Here is a 16498-nt window from a genome sequence, read left to right as displayed (position 1 = left end):
AGCGCTTCAAGACCTTCTACACCGCACTTGCTGCCCGGTCGGGCTCCAAGAAGCTCGCTATCATCGCCGTCGCAAGGAAGCTCCTGGTCGTCCTCAACGCTATCATTCGCGACAAAACCGCATTCGCGTGAACACAGTTGCCATGCCCTGACGTCCGTGACGCGCGAAAGCGGACCAGAATTGGGTCGCCTTTCACAGCGAATTTGGAACGATTGTTCTGCACCGCCGCATTCTACGGCAGAAGTCACGGCATGGATCCTCGGGTCAAGCCCGAGGATGACGAAAGCGCAGGTTCACCCCAGCAGCGTCTTCGTCCTTTTGCTGCCGCCCAGCTTGCGCCAGGAGTTGAAGCGGTGGGTGGCGGCGGCGAAGGATATCTTCATCTGCTGCGAAACCGTGTAGCGCGACTTGCCTTCGTCGAACATGCGGTAGCAGCACTCGGCGCCTTCCTCGGTCAGCTTGCCGTCCGGCGTCTTGTTGTGCGGGTTGGCCGGGTCGAATTTATCGAGCTGTTCCTCGACAAGACCTTTCAGGCGCTGCAGGTCGGCCTCGATGCTGGCGATGAGATCGAGAACCGGCTTGGCGTCAAATGCGTGCGGGGGCTTCTTGTCCGTCATGCCGGGCGTCCTTCAATTTCGGTGGCGGTCAGTTATATAGGCAAACATTCGGCAATAATGAAGGGTTTGGCCTCGCGCGATCAGCGTTCGCGCGCCCGCAGCCCGCGCCGTTGGCAATTGACCTTCAACTGCCAAGATCATAGTTTAGAACAATTCTAAACTAGAGTGATCCCATCATGCTTTCCCGTGTTTTCGGCTTCGGCCGCCGTTCCTTCGATTCGCTTTCGGAGCAGGAGATCCTGGCGCTGGCGATCTCCTCCGAGGAGGATGACGGACGCATCTACCGCGCTTATGCCGATGGCCTGGCGCAGGACTTTCCGCAATCGGCAAAAGTGTTCGAGGCGATGGCCGAGGAAGAGGACGGCCATCGCGATTCGCTCATCGAGCTTCACCGCAAGCGCTTCGGCGAGCGCATCCCGCTGATCCGGCGCGAGCATGTGAAAGGCTATTTCGAGCGCAAGCCGGACTGGCTGGTGAGGCCGCTCGGCATCGAGCATGTGCGGCGGCAGGCCGAGGAAATGGAGCGGCAGGCCTATCGCTTCTATGTCGAGGCGGCCAAGCGCACCACCGACGCCTCGACGCGCAAGCTGCTCAATGACCTCGCCGCGGCCGAGCAGGGTCATGAAAGCTCGGCGCATGAATTGGAACAGCAGCATGTGCCGGGAACCGTCAAGGTGGAGGAGGCGACGGCCGAGCAGCGCCAATTCATCCTCACCTATGTGCAGCCCGGGCTGGCCGGGCTGATGGACGGCTCTGTGTCGACGCTTGCGCCGATCTTCGCCGCGGCGTTCGCCACGCACGACACCTGGCAGACGCTTCTGGTCGGCCTCGCCGCCTCGATCGGCGCCGGCATCTCGATGGGTTTCACCGAGGTCGCTTCCGACGACGGCAAACTGTCGGGGCGCGGCTCGCCGATCAAGCGCGGGCTGACGGTCGGCCTGATGACTTCGCTGGGCGGCCTCGGTCACGCGCTGCCCTATCTGATCCCGTATTTCTGGACGGCCACTGCCGTGGCGGCGGTGGTGGTGTTCTTCGAACTCTGGGCGATTGCTTTCGTTCAGAACCGCTACATGCAGACTCCCTTCTGGCGCGCCGCCTTCCAGGTGGTGCTGGGCGGCGCGCTGGTGTTCGGGGCGGGCGTGCTGATCGGCAATGCGTAGCGCCGGCGCTCTCCTTCTCCCCTTGTGGGAGAAGGTGTCGCCGAAGGCGACGGATGAGGGGTGCTCCAGGGAAAGCAAGCGTCTCACTCCGCTGGAACACCCCTCATCCGTCTCGGCGCTTGCGCGCCGATCCACCTTCTCCCACAAGGGGAGAAGGGGGAGCCTACCCATTCACCTCGCGGCTATCCTGCGGCGCCTCGGCCCTTTCCTCCATCCCATAGTCGCGCATGACACGGGCGATGCGCAGACGGTAGCCGGCAAAGATGCCGCCGCGCCCGGCTTTCTGCGCCTGCCGGTGCTCTTCGGTGTTGCGCCAGGCTTTCACCGCTTCCTCGTCGCGCCAGAAGGACAGCGACAGCACCCGCCTGGGGTCGGTCAGGCTCTGGAAGCGCTCGACCGAGATGAAGCCGTCGATGCTCTCGACCAGCGGCTTAAGCTCGGCGGCGATGCCGAGATAGGCATCGCGCTTGCCTTCCGCCGGCTCCACCTCGAAGATGACAGCGATCATGTCTCGACCCCTTCCTTGACAACCACGTCGGTGCGAAAGACCTGTCTCGGCCCGTGCGGCCCGGACACCAGCTTCAGGAAGACGCGGTCTTCCTTCAAGATGAATTTCTCGCGCCGCGCGAATTCATAATTTGCCTTGCCCGCCGGGCCGGCGGCAAGCCGGGCGCGATAGCCTTCATAGGCCGCGAGGCTCTCGATGTTGTAGGCGGCATAGGCCGTGGTGGCCGAGCCTTCATGCGGGGCGTAATAGCCGATCAGGTCGGCGCCGCAGCGCGGAATGGCCTGGCCCCAGGCCCGCGCATATTGCTCGAAGGCCGCCTTGCCGAACGGGTCGATCTCGTAGCGGATGAAGCAGGTGATGGTCATGTCGGTCTCCTCGTCCGTTGAGTTTTGACGACGACGGTTCGACCGCGGTCGAAACATCGCTTGCGCCTTTGTGCTAGGCATTCTCCTGTCAGGAGAGTTTGCCGCGCTGCTTGAGTCGACCGCAGAATAGTGCTTCCCTGACAGGAATGCTTCGATGAGGATCGAACCATGCGTGAAGGACCCGACATCGCCCGCATCGCCAGCCTGGTCGGCGACCCGGCCCGCGCCAACATGCTCAACGCTCTCATGGGCGGCACGGCGCTGACGGCGTCGGAACTGGCGCTGGAAGCCGGCGTATCGCTGCCCACCGCTTCCTCGCATCTGTCGAAGCTGATGGATGGCGGCTTGCTGACTTTGGCCAGCCAGGGCCGACACCGCTATTACGGTCTCGCCGGCGCGCAGGTCGCCGGTATGATCGAGGCGATCATCGGCGTCGCCGAAGCGGTCGGCCCGAAGCGTGTGCGGCCGGGACCGCGCGACGCGGCCATGCGCGTGGCGAGGGTCTGCTACGATCACCTGGCCGGCGAGCAGGCGGTGGCGATGCTCGACCGGCTGCTCGACAGGAAGCTTTTGCTGCGCGACGACAACCAGATCAGGCTCTCGCCATCCGGCGCCTCGCATTTTTCCGCGCTCGGTATCGAGACCGGTGTCAAGGCGCGGCGGCCGGTTTGCCGCGCCTGCCTCGACTGGAGCGTGCGGCGATCGCACCTCGCCGGCACGCTTGGTGCGGCCATCCTCGACAAGATCATCGCCGAGAAATGGGCGCGACGCGAGAAGGACAGCCGCGCCGTGGTGTTCTCGCCGACGGGCAGGCAGGAGTTTGAGCGGGTGTTTCTGGCGTAGGGTCACGCGCAAGCGATACCTTCGCAATGTCGGCGCGAGGCGCCCCCCTCTGGCCTGCCGGCCATCTCCCCCTCAAGGGGGGAGATTGGCAGTTCTGGCGCTCCGCCATTCTTGCAACGTTGGAGATTGGCGAAACCGGCTGAGCGATTAATCTCCCCCTAGAGGGGGAGATGGCCGGCAGGCCAGAGGGGGGGCGCGAAGGATCGCGGCTTTGCCGGCTCTGCCGTCCACGCAAACCTACCCCCGCTTCAGCACCTTCCCCAGCTTGAAGAACTCCTTCCACGGATCGGCCTTCTTCAGCTGTGCCAGCGTGGAAGCATCCCCAAGCGGGAACGCATTCGGCGCCAGGCCCTTCTTTATCTCCGGCCAGGTTGCCGGCATCGATATCGTCGCGCCCTTCTTGGCGCGCGAGGAATAGGGCGCGACGGTGGTCGAGCCCCTGCCGTTGCGCAGATAGTCGACGAAGATCTTGCCGGTGCGCGCCTTCTTCGACAGCGTCGCAGTGTAGCGGTCGGGCGCGGCCTGCTCGAGCGCGCGGGCGAAATCATGGGCGAAATCCTTGACCTCGTCCCACTCCGCCGAGGGTTTCAGCGGCACCAGCACGTGATAACCCTTGCCGCCTGAGGTCTTGACCAGGTTCGGCAGCGACAGCTCGTTGAGCTGCTCGTGGATGTCGAGCGCCGCCTCGCGCACGCGGCCGACATCGACGCCTTCATCGGGATCGAGATCGAAGATGATCTGGTCCGGCTTTTCCAGCTTATCGATCGTCGAGCCCCAGATGTGCACCTCGACCACGCCGTACTGGACAAGCGCGGCCAGCCCGTCGAAATCCTTGATGAACAGTATCTCCTCGCCATCGGTCGGGTCCTTCATCCTGGCGATCTTGTCGCTCATGCCGGGCGAGGCGTGTTTCTGGAAGAAGCGCTGGCCGTGGATGCCGTCCGGTGCCCGCACCAGGCTCAGCGGCCGGTTGACGACGAATTCTGCCATGCGCGGCCAGACCAGCGCGTAATGATCGAGCAGGTCCCGCTTGGAAACCTTTTCGTCGGGCCATAGCAGCTTGTCGGGATGCGAGAGCTTGATCGAGGTCTTCGCCGTTCCGGCCGAGGGTTTCGGTGCGGTCTTTGCACCCGGCTTCGCCCCGGTTTCGGCCTTCTTCGGCTGTTCCTGCACGACTTCCTCCGCCGGCTTGTCCTCGCGCAACCCCTGGAACGAGGCGTGCCGGATTATACGGTCGGAAGTCCAGCTGCGGAACTCCACCTCGCCGACAAGTTCCGGCTTGACGAAGGTGAGGCCCTTGCCCTTGGGCACGGCGGCCGAGAACGGCGAGGCCGTCGCCTTGAGGCCGTCGAGCTTCTTCTTCAAATCCGTCATCACCTTGCCGGAAAAGCCGGTGCCGACACGGCCGGCATAGTGCAGCTTGCCGCCTTCGTTGAAGCCGACCAGCAGCGAGCGCAGGCCGCGCCCGGTCTTGTCCGAGGGCAGATAGCCGCCGATGACGAATTCCTGGCGCAGCGTGCATTTGGATTTGATCCAGGAGAGCCCCCGCCCACTGCGGTAGGGCGCGTCGGCGCGTTTCGACACCACGCCTTCCAGGCCCATGCGGCAGACATGCTGCAGCATGACCTTGCCCGGCTCGTGGAAATGATCGCTGAAGCGCAGCGCCGAATGGTCGGGCTGCTGGCCCAGCAGCTCTGCCAGCGCCTGCTTGCGTTCGACCAAGGGTTCGCGGCGCAGATCCCTGCCGTCGAGCCGCATCAGGTCGAAGACATAGTAGACGAAGCGGTCGGCGCGTCGGGCCGACAGATCCGCCTGCAGCAACGGGAAGGACGACACGCCGCTGTCGGCCAAAACCACGATCTCGCCGTCGATGATGGCGTCGCGGCATTTCAGCCTTGCAAGCGCAGCGGTGACAGGACCATCGAATTTGTCCGTCCAGTCGAGACCGGCGCGGGTGAGCAGCCTGACCTCGCTGCCGGCGATCTGCGCCTGCATGCGGTAGCCGTCGAATTTGACTTCATGCAGCCAGTCCTCGCCGGCGGGCGCATCCTTTTCCAGCGTCGCCAGCTGCGGCTCGATGAATTCGAGACGCTTGCCAGGCCCGGCTTTGGTCTTGGCGGCAGCCGGCCTGTTGGATTGCCAGACTTTCGGTGTCTGCCCCCTGGCGGTCTTGCCTTCGCCCACCTCCTCGATGGTCAGGCCCGACTTCACCGATTTCGGTTCCTCCTCGAGAACATCCTCGCCGGGCCGGGCGGCGGCATCGTCGGATTTGATCAGCAGCCAGTTGTCGCGCTTCTCGCCCGGGCGGGGCCGCAGCCTGACCAGATGCCAGCGGCCGTTGAGCTTGTGGCCCTCAAGCTCGAAGTCGATATGGCCCTTGTTCATGCCCTTGGCCGGATCGCCATCCGGCGTCCACTTGCCTTCGTCCCAGACGATCACCGAGCCGCCGCCATATTGGCCCTTCGGAATGGTGCCTTCGAAGGACGCGTAGTCGATCGGGTGATCTTCGACATGCACGGCCAGCCGCTTCTCATGCGGATCGAGGCTCGGGCCGCGCGTCACCGCCCAGCTCCACAAGACGCCGTCATGCTCAAGCCGGAAATCATAATGGAGCCGCGTGGCGGCATGCTTCTGGACGACGAAGATGCCGCCGCCTTGCTTTTGCCTGCCGACCTTGCCGGCCGGCTCGGCGGTCTTCTTGAAGTCGCGCTTGGCGTGATACTGCTCGAGGCCGGCCATGCCGCCATCCTCCTATGCGGATTTGCGTTTTGGCGCGGCCTTGCTCTTGCTTTTCCCGGCCGCCGCTTTCGATGTGGCGTTGCCGGCTTTGCCGCCGCCTTCCGCGTTCAGGCTCTTCTTCAACGCATCGAACAGGTTAACCACATTGGACGGCTTTGGCTGCGCCTTGGCCTTGGGCGCCTTCTTGCCCGCCTTCTTGGCGCGGATCAGCTCGAGCAGCGCCTCCTCGTAGCGGTCGTCGAATTTCGACGGGTCGAACTTCGTCTTCTTGCCGTCGATGATGTGCTGGGCCAGGTCGATCATCTCCTTGTCGGTCTTCGCCGCTGCGATGTCCTCGAACACCGTCGCCGGCCGGCGCACCGTGTCGTCGTAGCGCAAGGTGGTCAGCACCATGCCCTTGCCGAGCGGCTCGATCGCCACCGGCCGCTCGCGCCGATAAAGCACGATGCGCGCAAGCCCCGCCATCTTCCTGGCCGCCATCGCGTCGCGGATGACGGCGAAGGCTTCTTGCGACACCTCGTCCGCCGGGGAAACATAGTAGGGCGTGTCGAGGTAGATCTGCTCGATCGAGGATTTCTCGACGAAGCCGTCGAGGCTCATCGTGTGCGAGGATTCGATCTGCACCGCCTCGATCTCGTCCTCCTCGATATGGACGAAGTCGCCGTCGCTCACTTCATAGCCCTTGACCTCGTCGCCCTCTTCAAGCGGCTTGCCGGTGCCCGCATCGACATAGATGCGCTTGACCGTGTTGCCGGTCTTGCGGTTGAGGATGCGGAAAGAGACCTTCTCGGCCTGGGTCACGACGTTGGTGAGCTCGATGGCGCATGTGACCAGCGACAGTTTGAGATAGCCCTTCCAAGCCGGGCGTGGTGCCATTGCGAACTCCTGCGCGATGCGGTTTCAATCGCAACGGACAGGGGTTCGCTTGGGTTCCGGGAGGGCTGGCCACGCAGCCTGCTATTCGGCGGCCTGCAAGTTGACCTTGCTTTCCGCGATTTCGGTGAGCTTGCGGTCCGTCGCCTCTTCTTCCTTGAGGTTCTTGGCCAGCACGTTGGCGCAGTCGCTGCGGCCGAGCTGCTTGGCCCAGGCGATCAGCGTGCCGTAGCGCGTTATCTCATAGTGCTCGACGGCCTGGGCGGAGGCGATCAGCGCAGCGTCCAGAACCTCCTTGTCGTCGACATCGCCGCTGACTTCGTCAGCCTCCGCGAGGATGCCGTCGATGGCCGGGCAATTGACGGTCTTGGCCTTGACGCCGTGCAGCTCGAACACCTGCTCGACCCGCTCGATGTGACCCTTGGTCTGCGCGAGATGCTTCTCGAAGCCGCCCTTCAATTGCGGATCGGTCGCCTTATCGATCATTTTCGGCAGCGATTTCTCGATCTGCTTCTCGGCATAATAGATGTCGCGCAGCGTGTGGATGAAGAGGTCGTCCAGCGTCTTGATGTCTTTCGAAAAGAAGCCCATGGCGGTTGCCTTTCCATGTTTCGCATTGTCGGGAAGTTGCGCGGCAGGGCAGCCGCCAACATGGCCGGTTCGCCTCCGGCCTTGAGGGTCAACGTCGTGTTTCGGGACAGGTTCCTGCCCGACCAGGCGCACGAAAGGAAATTCCCTGTCACCGGCCGGACGTGAAACAGATGCGCGCGCAAGCGACATCGGAACGAAACATATGTGATGCAAAAGTCACACGGAGCGGAATCGCGACGAAAGGCGCCGAAAGACCCCGAATCAGCCGCAATCCCGCCACGAAGCAACGTGTTTCGGACCAGAAATTAACATCACGTTCACCGACTATTCACGCCTCGACGCTATGCTCTCGAACAATTCGGACGGGACATCCGAAAGCGGGACAGGGACCAGGTAAAATGAACTTCTGGAATCACATCGCCGGCTATGCCGCTGCCATTCGCGAATTCGTCGCGCCGACCTATCGGCCGGAGCGCTATTACATGCGCGGCCCAGGCCCGGCCTGCGCGCGCCGCGGCAACTCGCTGGGCGTCGGCGTGAACTGATCATGACCCGCGAACGAGCCCACCATGGCCGCATCTGCCGGCCGGCCGCCGACCAGCGCGCCACCACCTATCGCGCCGAGCGGTTGACGCTCGCCGGCAACTGGCGTGCGACAACGCCGCGACTTTGACGCCGCTGCCGGCTGGCTTAGTGTCTCCCGTAGCTTAGTGTCCCCTTGGTACAGCGTAAGGGGGTCACAAGCAGCCGGGGCCCCATGACCGACCTGCCCGAACGTCCCATCTTGCCGCGCCGGGCCTATGACGCCCGCCAGCCGCTGATCGTGTTCGACGGCGTCTGCGTGTTCTGCTCGGGCTTCGTTCAGCTCATCCTCAAGCTCGACCGGAAAAAACGTTTCCGCTTCGCCACCGCGCAGTCGCCGCTCGGCGAGGCGCTGTTTCGCGAGCACGGCCTGCCGACCGACGACTACGACAGCAACCTCGCCATCATCGACGGCGCGGCCTTCACCAAGCTCGACAGTTTCGTCGCCGTCATGGACGCGCTCGGCTGGCCATGGCGCTCCGCGAAGGCGCTGCTCATCCTGCCGCGGCCGCTGCGCGACTGGCTCTATACCGCGTCGCCAAGAACCGCTACGCGCTGTTCGGCCGGAAAGACAGTTGCGAGATACCCTCGGCCGAGTTGCGGGAGCGATTGATCGGCTGACGGCGGTTACGGCAGGCTTGGGGCAAGGCATGAAGCTTCTCATCGTCGGCGGCTACGGCACCTTCGGCGGACGCGTCGTCCGATTGCTGGAGAACGAGCCACGCCTCGAGCTCATCATCGCCGGCCGGTCGCTCGCCAGGGCCGAGGCTTACTGCAAAGGACGGGGCGCGACCGAGGCCAGGCTCGTGCAGACGGCATTTGACCGCGACGGCGACCTTGCCGCGCAACTCGCCGGCATGCTGCCCGACATCGTGGTCGACGCCAGCGGTCCGTTCCAGGCCTATGGTGAGGGGCGCTACCGGCTGGTCCAAGCCTGTATCGGTGCGCGCATCCACTATCTCGACCTTGCCGACGGTTCGGACTTCGTCGCCGGGGTATCAGCCTTCGACGCGGCGGCTAAGGCGGCCGGCGTGATGGTGCTCTCCGGCGTGTCGAGCTTTCCTGTGCTGACGGCGGCGGTCGTGCGGCGCCTTTCGGCCGGCATGGTGCGTGTCGACGGCATCCGCGGCGGCATTGCGCCATCGCCCTTCGCCGGCGTCGGCGAGAACGTCATCCGCGCCATTGCAAGCTATGCCGGCCGGCCGGTGCAGATGCTGCGGGGCGGCAGACCGGCCGAAGGTTATCCGCTCACCGAGCAGATGCGCTATACGATCGCACCGCCCGGGCGCGTGCCGTTGAGAAACACGCTGTTCTCGCTGGTCGACGTGCCGGATTTGCGCGCGCTGCAGGCGTTGTGGCCGGAAACGAAGATGATCTGGATGGGCGCCGGCCCGGTGCCCGAGCTGCTGCACCGGGCGCTGATCGGCCTGGCTTGGCTGGTCCGCGCTGGCCTGGTGCGGTCGCTGTCGCCGCTGGCGCCGCTGATGCATTGGGCGACCAACCGGCTGTCATGGGGCGAGCATCGCGGCGGTATGTTCGTGGAGGTCGACGGCGCAGATGCAGAGGGCAGACCAAACAAGCGGTCCTGGCACCTGTTGGCCGAGGGCGATGACGGGCCGCTGATCCCGTCCATGGCGGTCGCGGCGATCGTCCGCAAGGCGCTCGACGGCCGCATGCCCCCACCAGGCGCGCGGGCGGCCGTGCGCGACGTCGAGCTGGAGGACTATGAAACGCCGTTCGCCGGCAAGACGATTTACACCGGCTTCAGGGACGACACCGGCAAAGGGAAGGCGCTTTATCCCGATCTGCTCGGCGATGCGTGGGAAAGCCTTCCGGCTGAAATCCGCGCCATGCATGAGGGAGCGGCAATGGCGAATGGACGCGCCAGCATCGAACGCGGCGGCGGCATTCTTAGCCGGCTTGCCGCCCGCATGGCCGGCTTCCCACCTGGCGCGGCCGATGTCCCCGTCAAGGTGCGTTTCGCTGCCGACGGGCACGGTGAGACCTGGACGCGGACTTTCGCAACGTACGGTTTTTCGAGCCGGCAGTTTGCCGGGCGTCGCCGATCGGAGCGGCTGCTTTGCGAGCGCTTCGGCCCGCTCACCTTCGCCATGGCGTTGGTGGCGGGCGAGAACCGCCTGTCGCTCGTGCTGCGCCGCTGGAGCTTTCTCGGCCTGCCGCTGCCGATGTGGCTTTGTCCGCGCTCGACCGCGTACGAAACCGTCGAGGACGGCCGCTTCCGTTTCCATGTCGAGATATCGCACCCGGTCGCCGGGTTGATCGTGCGCTACCGCGGCTGGCTCGAACCGTCGCACGGTTCGAGCACGGTGGGTCCGCCGGCCGTCTCGCCCAGTTCGCGGCAGCCGGTGGCCGTGCACAGCGTCCAACCCTTCCCGGTGGCGCCGGACGCCGCGAGCACCAGGCGCGGCTGGGGTCCGATCCGCGGCGCATAGACCCACCAGCCGCTGCGCAGCACCGAGCCCTCCGGCGGCTCCATGCCCGCGCCGGAGCCCTTGACCCGCGCCTCAACGACCTGCAGCCCGGCCGGCGACACTTTCCAATCCTCCTGCCAGCGCGTCCGTTCCACCGAATGCGTCCAGGAAAGCGTGAAGGCGGCGACGGCAAGCGTCACCGTCTTGCTGGCGGCGAGGATGCACAGGCTCATGCGGTCCCGGCCGTGGACAGCCGGCGGGCGCGCCACCAGTGCCAGCCGATCCAGACAAACGCCAGCGCCCAGCCGGTCTCGTCGGTGAGCGGCAATGCGGCCACCAGCAGCAGGCCGGCGCAGAACGCGACGAGACGCTCCCACCAGGCCATGCGGCGGGCGAGGAAGCCGACGGCGGCGGCGCCCCAGAGCACGATGCCCATGCAGGCCTTGATGACGATATAGCCGACCTCGACGGGATAGCCGAACGACGCCGCGATGGGACCGGCGTCCTGCAGCATCAGCGCCGGCGTGTAGACGGCCATGAACGGCACGACGAAGCCGGCAATGGCGAGCTTGGTCGCCTGGATGCCGATCTTGAGGCCGCTTTCCTTGGCCATGGGTGCTGCGGCAAAGGCGGCGAGCGCCACCGGCGGGGTCAGGTCCGCCATGATGCCGAAATAGAAGACGAACATGTGGCTGACCACCAGCGGCACGCCGAGCGACAGCAGCGCCGGGCCGGCAAGCGAGGAGGTGATGATGTAATTCGGGATGGTCGGAATACCCATGCCGAGAACCAGGCAGGTGAGCATGGTCAACACCAGCGACAGGAACAAATTGTTCTCGCCGATGGAGATGATCCAACCGATGAAGGTGGAGGCGATGCCGGTGAGCGTCAGCGTGCCGATGACGATGCCGACGATGGCGCAGGCGATGCCGACGGGCAGGGCGTTCTTGGCTCCTTCGGCAAGCGAGTCGACGCAAATGCGCAGCGTCTCGCGCCCGCCCTTGAAGGCGAGGCAGGCGATGACGAGCGCCGCGATGACGAGGCTCAGCACATTGACGCCGAAGCGCATGAAGGATGCCGCCGCAAGACCGAGCGCCAGCCAGAAAACGAGGCGAAAGGCGAACGGCCCGATCAACGCCGCCAGCGGCGTGCCGAGGATGAGCACGACGGTCAGCGCAAGGCCCATCGTGCCGGCGAAGATCGGCGTGTAGCCGGCAAACAGCAGATAGACCAGCACCGCGAGTGGCAGCACGAGCGGCCAGTGCTTCCTGACCGCTTCCCAGGGATTGGGCAACTCCGCCTTGGCCATGCCGTGCAGGCCGGCCTTGCCGGCCTCCAGATGCACCTGCCAGAAGCAGGCGCCGAAATAGAGCAGCGCCGGGATGATCGCCGCCTTGACCACCTCCGCGTAAGGGATGTTCAGGGTCTCGGCCATGATGAAGGCGACGGCTCCCATCACCGGCGGCATGATCTGGCCGCCCATCGAGGAGGTCGCCTCGACCGCGCCGGCGAAGGCTGAGCGGAAGCCGAAGCGCTTCATCAGCGGGATGGTGAACTGGCCGCTGGCGACGACATTGGCGACGCCCGAACCGGAGATGGTGCCCATCAGCGCCGAGGACAGCACGCAGACCTGGGCCGGGCCGCCGCGCCACGAACCGACGAGACCGAGCGCGAAATCGTTGAACAGCGCGATCATGCCGGCCCGTTCGAGGAAGGCGGCAAAGACGACGAAGATGAAGATATAGGCCGCCGAAACATAGACCGGCGTGCCGTATATGCCTTCTGTGCCATAGGCGAAGGTGTCGACAAGCTGCGCGAAATCATAACCGCGATGGATGAAGGGCGGCGGCAAATGATTGCCAACGAAGCAATAGGCGAGGAAGATGAAGGCGATGACCGCCAGCGGCAGGCCCATCAGCCGTCTGGCGGCTTCGAAGACCAGCACCACCAGCAGCGCGCCGACGATCAGGTCCGGCGTGGTGAGGAAGCCGGAGCGGCGGATGAGGTCGGCATAGAAGACCCAATTGTAGAGGCCGGTGGCGAATCCCAGCACGCCGAGCGTCCAGAACACTGCTTTCGCCGCGGCGCTCCTGGCGCGCAGATTGGCGATCAGGCCGAAACCGAGCAGCAGCAGGAAGCCGACATGCATGGCCCGCACCACCTGGCTGGGCAGGCTGCCATAAGCAGCGATGTAGATCTGGAAGACCGAAAAAGCGACCGCAATCAGGAAGGCCGCCTTGCCGGCGAGGCCTTCGCCAAAACCGGGCGGCAGACCTTCGACTTGTTCCTCGGCGACGGGAAGATGGAACGTGGGCGGGTTGCCCTCGGTTGTTGTTCCGGACGCTGTTTCGGTCATCCGACGGGCTCCAGGATGAACGAATGGCAGTGCGAGGCACCCCCCTCTGCCCTGCCGGGCATCTCCCCCGCAAGGGGGGAGATCGGAAGCGTCAATGACGGCGCTCTTCCTGCTACATCGGCGATTGGCGAAGCGCGCGGCGACAGCCAATCTCCCCCCTTGCGGGGGAGATGCCCGGCAGACCAGAGGGGGGTGTCTGGCGAAGACATCTCAGACTGCCGCGCCCCCTACTTCAGCAGCCCTTTTTCCCTGTAATATTTCTCCGCGCCGGGATGCAGCGCCACCGGCATGCCGTCCAGCGCCTTGGCCGGATCGATCGCCTTGGCGGCGGCATGGGCGGCTACCAACTGGTCGAGATGTTCGAACAGCAGCTTGGTCATCTGGTAGGCGGTCTCGTCGGAGACGTCGGCGCGGGTAATCAGGAAATTGCCGACCGCGGCGGTCGCGACATCTTCCGCCTGGCCTTCATAGGTGCCTTTCGGGATGACCACCGACAGATAGGGCGCGCCGATCTTGGCGACGTCCTCGGCCGGCACGGCGACGACATTAATGGGAACCGAGGTCGCGAGATCGCGGATGGAGGCAACGCCGAGGCCGGCAGACTGCAAGGTGGCATCGAGCTGGCGATTCTTGATCAACTCGACCGACTCGGCGAAGGGCAGATACTCGACCCGCCCGAGATCCTCGTATTTTAGGCCGGCGGCGGCGAAGATGGCGCGCGCGTTGAGCTCGGTGCCGGAGGCGGGCGCGCCGACCGACAGGCTCTTGCCCTTGAGGTCGGCGAGCGTCTTGATGCCGGAGTCCTGGCTGGCGACGATCTGGATGTAGTTGGGATAGATGGCGGCAATGCCGCGCAGCTTGTCGAGCTTGCCCGGGAAGCCGGCCTCCGTATTGCCCTCGGCGGCCATCTTGACGGAATCGCCGAGCGCAAAGGCGATCTCGCCCTTGCCCTGCTGCAGCAGGTTGAGGTTCTCGACCGAAGCCTTGGTCGCCTGAACCTGGGTGCGCGAGCCCTCGATGCCCTTGCCGTAAATCTCCGACAGGGCGACGCCGAGCGGATAGTAGACGCCGGACGTGCCGCCGGTGAGCACATTGATGAATTCCTGCGCCCCGGCCGACACGGCGCCAAGGCCGAGCGACAAGGCCAGCGCGCCGGCGGCAATAGATTTGGTCCTGAAATTGAACATCGCGATTTCCTCCCTGAAAATGTCGGCCCGCAATCCGCCCCCTCCCGGCGAGCCCGCGACGAGTTTAGACGGCGGAAAGCAAATGCCAACCCGCAATTGCGTGCGTTAGACCAATGGTTGAGTAGCGGCGAACGACGGCTTGCGCTCGATGGCTTTGGGGGCGAAAGATTTTTCCGGCGCCTGTCGAAATCGGTCGATGCCGCACGACATAGGTCGGCACGCGACGATGCGGCCTTCAAGAAAACGGGAGAACTTCCATGCGTTACATGCTTTTGATCTACAATGACGAGGCCGCGATGGCGAACGTGTCGAAGGAGCAGACCCAGCAGGTGCTCGCGGCCTATGGCGCCTATACCGAGGCGCTGAAGAAATCCGGCGCGTACATCGCCGGCGAGCGGCTGCGCCCGACGCAGGCGGCCACCGCGGTACGGATGGCGAACGGCAAGACCAACGTGCTCGACGGCCCCTATGCCGACACCAAGGAGCAACTGGCCGGCTTCTATATGATCGAGGCGGCCGACATCGACACGGCGATCGAATGGGCCGCGCGCTGCCCCGCGTCCAGCACCGGCACGGTCGAGCTGCGGCCGATCTGGGAAATGGCTGAATACGTAGCAGCCGCATAGCGATCCTACGATGCATGATCGCTCGCAGATCGCGCGGGCGGCCGCCGAAGCGGCCGCCCGGCGCAGCTACGGCAAGCTGGTCGCCTGGCTGGCGGCGCGCACGCGCGATGTCGCCGGCGCCGAGGACGCGCTGGCCGATGCCTTCGCCGCCGCGCTCGAACGCTGGCCGCGAACCGGCGTGCCGGCGCAGCCCGAAGCCTGGCTGCTCGCCGTGGCGCGGCGGCGCGACGTGGACGCCGTGCGGCGTCGCCTGACCGGCGAGGCGGCGCGCGATCATCTGCAGCTGATCGCCGAGGAGATGGAGGAGCGCGTGCGCGGCGAAGACCTGCCCGACGATCGATTGCGGCTGATGTTCGCCTGCGCCCATCCGGCGATCGAGGCCAGCGTGCGCGCGCCGCTGATCCTGCAGACGATCCTCGGTTTCGACGCCGCGACGATTGCCTCGGCCTTCCTGGTTTCGCCGGCTACGATGGGCCAGCGGCTGGTGCGGGCCAAGGCGCGCATCCGCGAGACCGGGATTCCGTTTCGCGTGCCGGAAAAGGCGGAGCTGGGCGAACGGCTGGACGCGGTGCTCGAAGCAATCTACGCCACTTTCGCCGAAGGCTGGTCGGATCCGACCGGGACTGACAGCCGGCGGCGCAATCTCGCCGCCGAAGGCATCTGGCTTGGACGGCTGGTCACCTCGCTGATGCCGGATGAGCCGGAAGCGCTCGGGCTATTGGCGCTGATGCTGTTCGCCGAAGCGCGCCGCTCGGCGAGGCGCGGCCCGGAGGGGGATTTCGTGCCTTTAGCCGAGCAGGATATCGCGCTCTGGGACGACCGCCTGATCGATGAGGCGGAGGCCTTGCTGGTGCGTGCCGCGCAAAGGGGCATCATCGGCCGCTACCAACTGGAGGCCGCCGTGCAGTCCGCCCACACGGCGCGCCGGCGCGGCAGCGGCACCGACTGGGCGGCGATCCGCCAGCTCTATGATGCGCTTCTGGCCGTGGCCGGCTCGCCGGTGGTGGCGATCAACCGCGCGGTGGCGGTCGCCGAAACCCAGGGCGCCACGGCCGGACTGGCGGCGCTTTACGTGCTGGGCGACGACAAACGGCTGCAGGACTACCAGCCTTATTGGGCCGCCCGCGCCGGGCTGCTCGCAAGGCTCGGCAACATCAAAGAGGCGGCCCAGTCCTATGACCGGGCGATCGGCCTCGAGCGCGACGCCGCGCTGCGGCGTTTCCTGCAGGGCGAGAAGGCGAAGCTTATCGGGAATTAACGCAACCGCTGGAATCGACGGGGATTTTGAAAGGTCGCCGTTTGCTGGCGGGCGGACTTCACCACCCTTTCTGCGGATCGGCACGAACGCTGCGGATTGGCGGAAGCCTCCCAATCTCGTCATTCCAGGGCGGAGCAGCCGCGAAGCGGCGTCGCGCAGACCCTGGAATCCTGTGTGTTGGTTCTGGTGTATGGTTGAAGTGGGAAGGAGACCGAATGAATCCTGGTCGTCCTCTCGGACAGGCCGTGGCATGGCTCGGTCCCTTCCCACCGGTGAACCATCAACCTGAACAGTTGCACGGGGCTGTTCCAAGCAGACCCCGCACCACAGGAAGAGGCGTGGACATGATAATGCAGAACTA

At 65.2% G+C, this 16498-nt stretch carries 16 protein-coding genes and 1 pseudogene; 8 read left to right on the top strand and 9 right to left on the bottom strand.

Going from position 1 to position 16498, the window contains the following annotated elements; translation table 11 throughout:
* Positions 1–293 precede the first annotated feature (293 nt).
* A complete protein-coding gene (locus CK219_RS30740) occupies positions 294–617 on the bottom strand; it encodes a hypothetical protein (RefSeq protein ID WP_095770189.1) in 324 nt (107 codons plus the stop codon).
* A gap of 176 nt (positions 618–793) precedes the next feature.
* On the opposite strand from CK219_RS30740, the gene mbfA reads away from it, so the two are divergent.
* Entirely contained in the window at positions 794–1777 is a 984-nt protein-coding gene (gene mbfA / locus CK219_RS30735) for an iron exporter MbfA (RefSeq protein ID WP_095770188.1), read from the top strand.
* A gap of 163 nt (positions 1778–1940) precedes the next feature.
* On the opposite strand, the gene CK219_RS30730 is transcribed toward mbfA, so the two are convergent.
* Positions 1941–2285 carry an antibiotic biosynthesis monooxygenase gene (locus CK219_RS30730; RefSeq protein WP_095770187.1) on the bottom strand — a complete coding sequence of 115 codons (345 nt, stop codon included), beginning with the start codon at positions 2283–2285 and terminating at the stop codon, positions 1941–1943.
* Positions 2282–2650, bottom strand: coding sequence for an NIPSNAP family protein (locus tag CK219_RS30725; RefSeq protein WP_095770186.1), 369 nt, complete (start codon positions 2648–2650; stop codon positions 2282–2284). The genes CK219_RS30730 and CK219_RS30725 overlap by 4 nt, the downstream gene beginning before the upstream one ends.
* 168 nt (positions 2651–2818) lie before the next feature.
* On the opposite strand from CK219_RS30725, the gene CK219_RS30720 reads away from it, so the two are divergent.
* Entirely contained in the window at positions 2819–3493 is a 675-nt protein-coding gene (locus tag CK219_RS30720) for a winged helix-turn-helix domain-containing protein (protein ID WP_095770185.1), read from the top strand.
* Between the two features lie 237 nt (positions 3494–3730).
* Here the strand turns inward: CK219_RS30720 and ligD are convergent, their stop codons facing one another.
* From ligD to CK219_RS30705, 3 genes are all read right to left on the bottom strand, one after another.
* Positions 3731–6232: a DNA ligase D gene (gene ligD / locus CK219_RS30715; protein WP_095770184.1), complete on the bottom strand. Its 2502-nt coding sequence runs from the start codon at positions 6230–6232 to the stop codon at positions 3731–3733.
* 12 nt (positions 6233–6244) lie between these two features.
* Positions 6245–7108 (bottom strand): Ku protein, encoded by an 864-nt coding sequence (locus tag CK219_RS30710; RefSeq protein ID WP_095770183.1) that lies wholly within the window; start codon positions 7106–7108, stop codon positions 6245–6247.
* An 81-nt stretch (positions 7109–7189) separates the two neighbouring features.
* Positions 7190–7696: a ferritin-like domain-containing protein gene (locus CK219_RS30705; RefSeq protein WP_095770182.1), complete on the bottom strand. Its 507-nt coding sequence runs from the start codon at positions 7694–7696 to the stop codon at positions 7190–7192.
* 398 nt (positions 7697–8094) lie between these two features.
* Between CK219_RS30705 and CK219_RS30700 the strand changes: the two genes are divergently transcribed.
* The 4 genes and pseudogenes from CK219_RS30700 to CK219_RS30690 form a co-directional block, all read left to right on the top strand.
* Positions 8095–8241, top strand: a complete 147-nt coding sequence (locus tag CK219_RS30700; RefSeq protein WP_095770181.1) for a hypothetical protein — start codon at positions 8095–8097, stop codon at positions 8239–8241.
* A 2-nt stretch (positions 8242–8243) separates the two neighbouring features.
* The gene (locus CK219_RS32680; RefSeq protein ID WP_263481806.1) at positions 8244–8369 is read left to right on the top strand and encodes a hypothetical protein; all 126 of its coding nucleotides are present in this window, start codon (positions 8244–8246) and stop codon (positions 8367–8369) included.
* 84 nt (positions 8370–8453) lie between these two features.
* Positions 8454–8891: a DCC1-like thiol-disulfide oxidoreductase family protein gene (locus CK219_RS30695; protein ID WP_245340649.1), complete on the top strand. Its 438-nt coding sequence runs from the start codon at positions 8454–8456 to the stop codon at positions 8889–8891.
* Positions 8892–8928: 37 nt separating this feature from the next.
* Positions 8929–10521, top strand: a pseudogene (locus CK219_RS30690) (DUF4166 domain-containing protein); the annotation flags it as partial.
* Positions 10522–10565: 44 nt separating this feature from the next.
* On the opposite strand, the gene CK219_RS30685 reads toward CK219_RS30690, so the two are convergent.
* The 3 genes from CK219_RS30685 to CK219_RS30670 all read right to left on the bottom strand — a co-directional run bounded on the left by CK219_RS30685 (position 10566) and on the right by CK219_RS30670 (position 14253).
* Entirely contained in the window at positions 10566–10943 is a 378-nt protein-coding gene (locus tag CK219_RS30685; protein WP_095770190.1) for a DUF1850 domain-containing protein, read from the bottom strand.
* Positions 10940–13066: a TRAP transporter permease gene (locus CK219_RS30680; protein WP_095770180.1), complete on the bottom strand. Its 2127-nt coding sequence runs from the start codon at positions 13064–13066 to the stop codon at positions 10940–10942. Before CK219_RS30680 ends, CK219_RS30685 begins: the two co-directional genes overlap by 4 nt.
* Positions 13067–13293: 227 nt before the next feature.
* Positions 13294–14253, bottom strand: a complete 960-nt coding sequence (locus CK219_RS30670; RefSeq protein WP_095770178.1) for a TAXI family TRAP transporter solute-binding subunit — start codon at positions 14251–14253, stop codon at positions 13294–13296.
* A 257-nt stretch (positions 14254–14510) separates the two neighbouring features.
* On the opposite strand from CK219_RS30670, the gene CK219_RS30665 reads away from it, so the two are divergent.
* Both CK219_RS30665 and CK219_RS30660 read left to right on the top strand, forming a co-directional pair.
* Positions 14511–14879 carry a YciI family protein gene (locus CK219_RS30665; protein WP_095770177.1) on the top strand — a complete coding sequence of 123 codons (369 nt, stop codon included), beginning with the start codon at positions 14511–14513 and terminating at the stop codon, positions 14877–14879.
* A gap of 10 nt (positions 14880–14889) precedes the next feature.
* Positions 14890–16137: an RNA polymerase sigma factor gene (locus tag CK219_RS30660; protein ID WP_095770176.1), complete on the top strand. Its 1248-nt coding sequence runs from the start codon at positions 14890–14892 to the stop codon at positions 16135–16137.
* Positions 16138–16498: the final 361 nt, after the last annotated feature.

This window comes from Mesorhizobium sp. WSM4313, assembly GCF_002294725.1.
Lineage (GTDB): Bacteria > Pseudomonadota > Alphaproteobacteria > Rhizobiales > Rhizobiaceae > Mesorhizobium.
This window is presented reverse-complemented; position numbering and strand designations above follow the sequence as displayed.

What these genes read in the sequence shown, in the direction of transcription:
- CK219_RS30740 (WP_095770189.1), bottom strand. Translation starts at nt 617, where the DNA reads ATGACGGACAAGAAGCCCCCGCACGCATTTGACGCCAAGCCGGTTCTC.
- mbfA (WP_095770188.1), top strand. Translation starts at nt 794, where the DNA reads ATGCTTTCCCGTGTTTTCGGCTTCGGCCGCCGTTCCTTCGATTCGCTT.
- CK219_RS30730 (WP_095770187.1), bottom strand. Translation starts at nt 2,285, where the DNA reads ATGATCGCTGTCATCTTCGAGGTGGAGCCGGCGGAAGGCAAGCGCGAT.
- CK219_RS30725 (WP_095770186.1), bottom strand. Translation starts at nt 2,650, where the DNA reads ATGACCATCACCTGCTTCATCCGCTACGAGATCGACCCGTTCGGCAAG.
- CK219_RS30720 (WP_095770185.1), top strand. Translation starts at nt 2,819, where the DNA reads ATGCGTGAAGGACCCGACATCGCCCGCATCGCCAGCCTGGTCGGCGAC.
- ligD (WP_095770184.1), bottom strand. Translation starts at nt 6,232, where the DNA reads ATGGCCGGCCTCGAGCAGTATCACGCCAAGCGCGACTTCAAGAAGACC.
- CK219_RS30710 (WP_095770183.1), bottom strand. Translation starts at nt 7,108, where the DNA reads ATGGCACCACGCCCGGCTTGGAAGGGCTATCTCAAACTGTCGCTGGTC.
- CK219_RS30705 (WP_095770182.1), bottom strand. Translation starts at nt 7,696, where the DNA reads ATGGGCTTCTTTTCGAAAGACATCAAGACGCTGGACGACCTCTTCATC.
- CK219_RS30700 (WP_095770181.1), top strand. Translation starts at nt 8,095, where the DNA reads ATGAACTTCTGGAATCACATCGCCGGCTATGCCGCTGCCATTCGCGAA.
- CK219_RS32680 (WP_263481806.1), top strand. Translation starts at nt 8,244, where the DNA reads ATGACCCGCGAACGAGCCCACCATGGCCGCATCTGCCGGCCGGCCGCC.
- CK219_RS30695 (WP_245340649.1), top strand. Translation starts at nt 8,454, where the DNA reads ATGACCGACCTGCCCGAACGTCCCATCTTGCCGCGCCGGGCCTATGAC.
- CK219_RS30685 (WP_095770190.1), bottom strand. Translation starts at nt 10,943, where the DNA reads ATGAGCCTGTGCATCCTCGCCGCCAGCAAGACGGTGACGCTTGCCGTC.
- CK219_RS30680 (WP_095770180.1), bottom strand. Translation starts at nt 13,066, where the DNA reads ATGACCGAAACAGCGTCCGGAACAACAACCGAGGGCAACCCGCCCACG.
- CK219_RS30670 (WP_095770178.1), bottom strand. Translation starts at nt 14,253, where the DNA reads ATGTTCAATTTCAGGACCAAATCTATTGCCGCCGGCGCGCTGGCCTTG.
- CK219_RS30665 (WP_095770177.1), top strand. Translation starts at nt 14,511, where the DNA reads ATGCGTTACATGCTTTTGATCTACAATGACGAGGCCGCGATGGCGAAC.
- CK219_RS30660 (WP_095770176.1), top strand. Translation starts at nt 14,890, where the DNA reads ATGCATGATCGCTCGCAGATCGCGCGGGCGGCCGCCGAAGCGGCCGCC.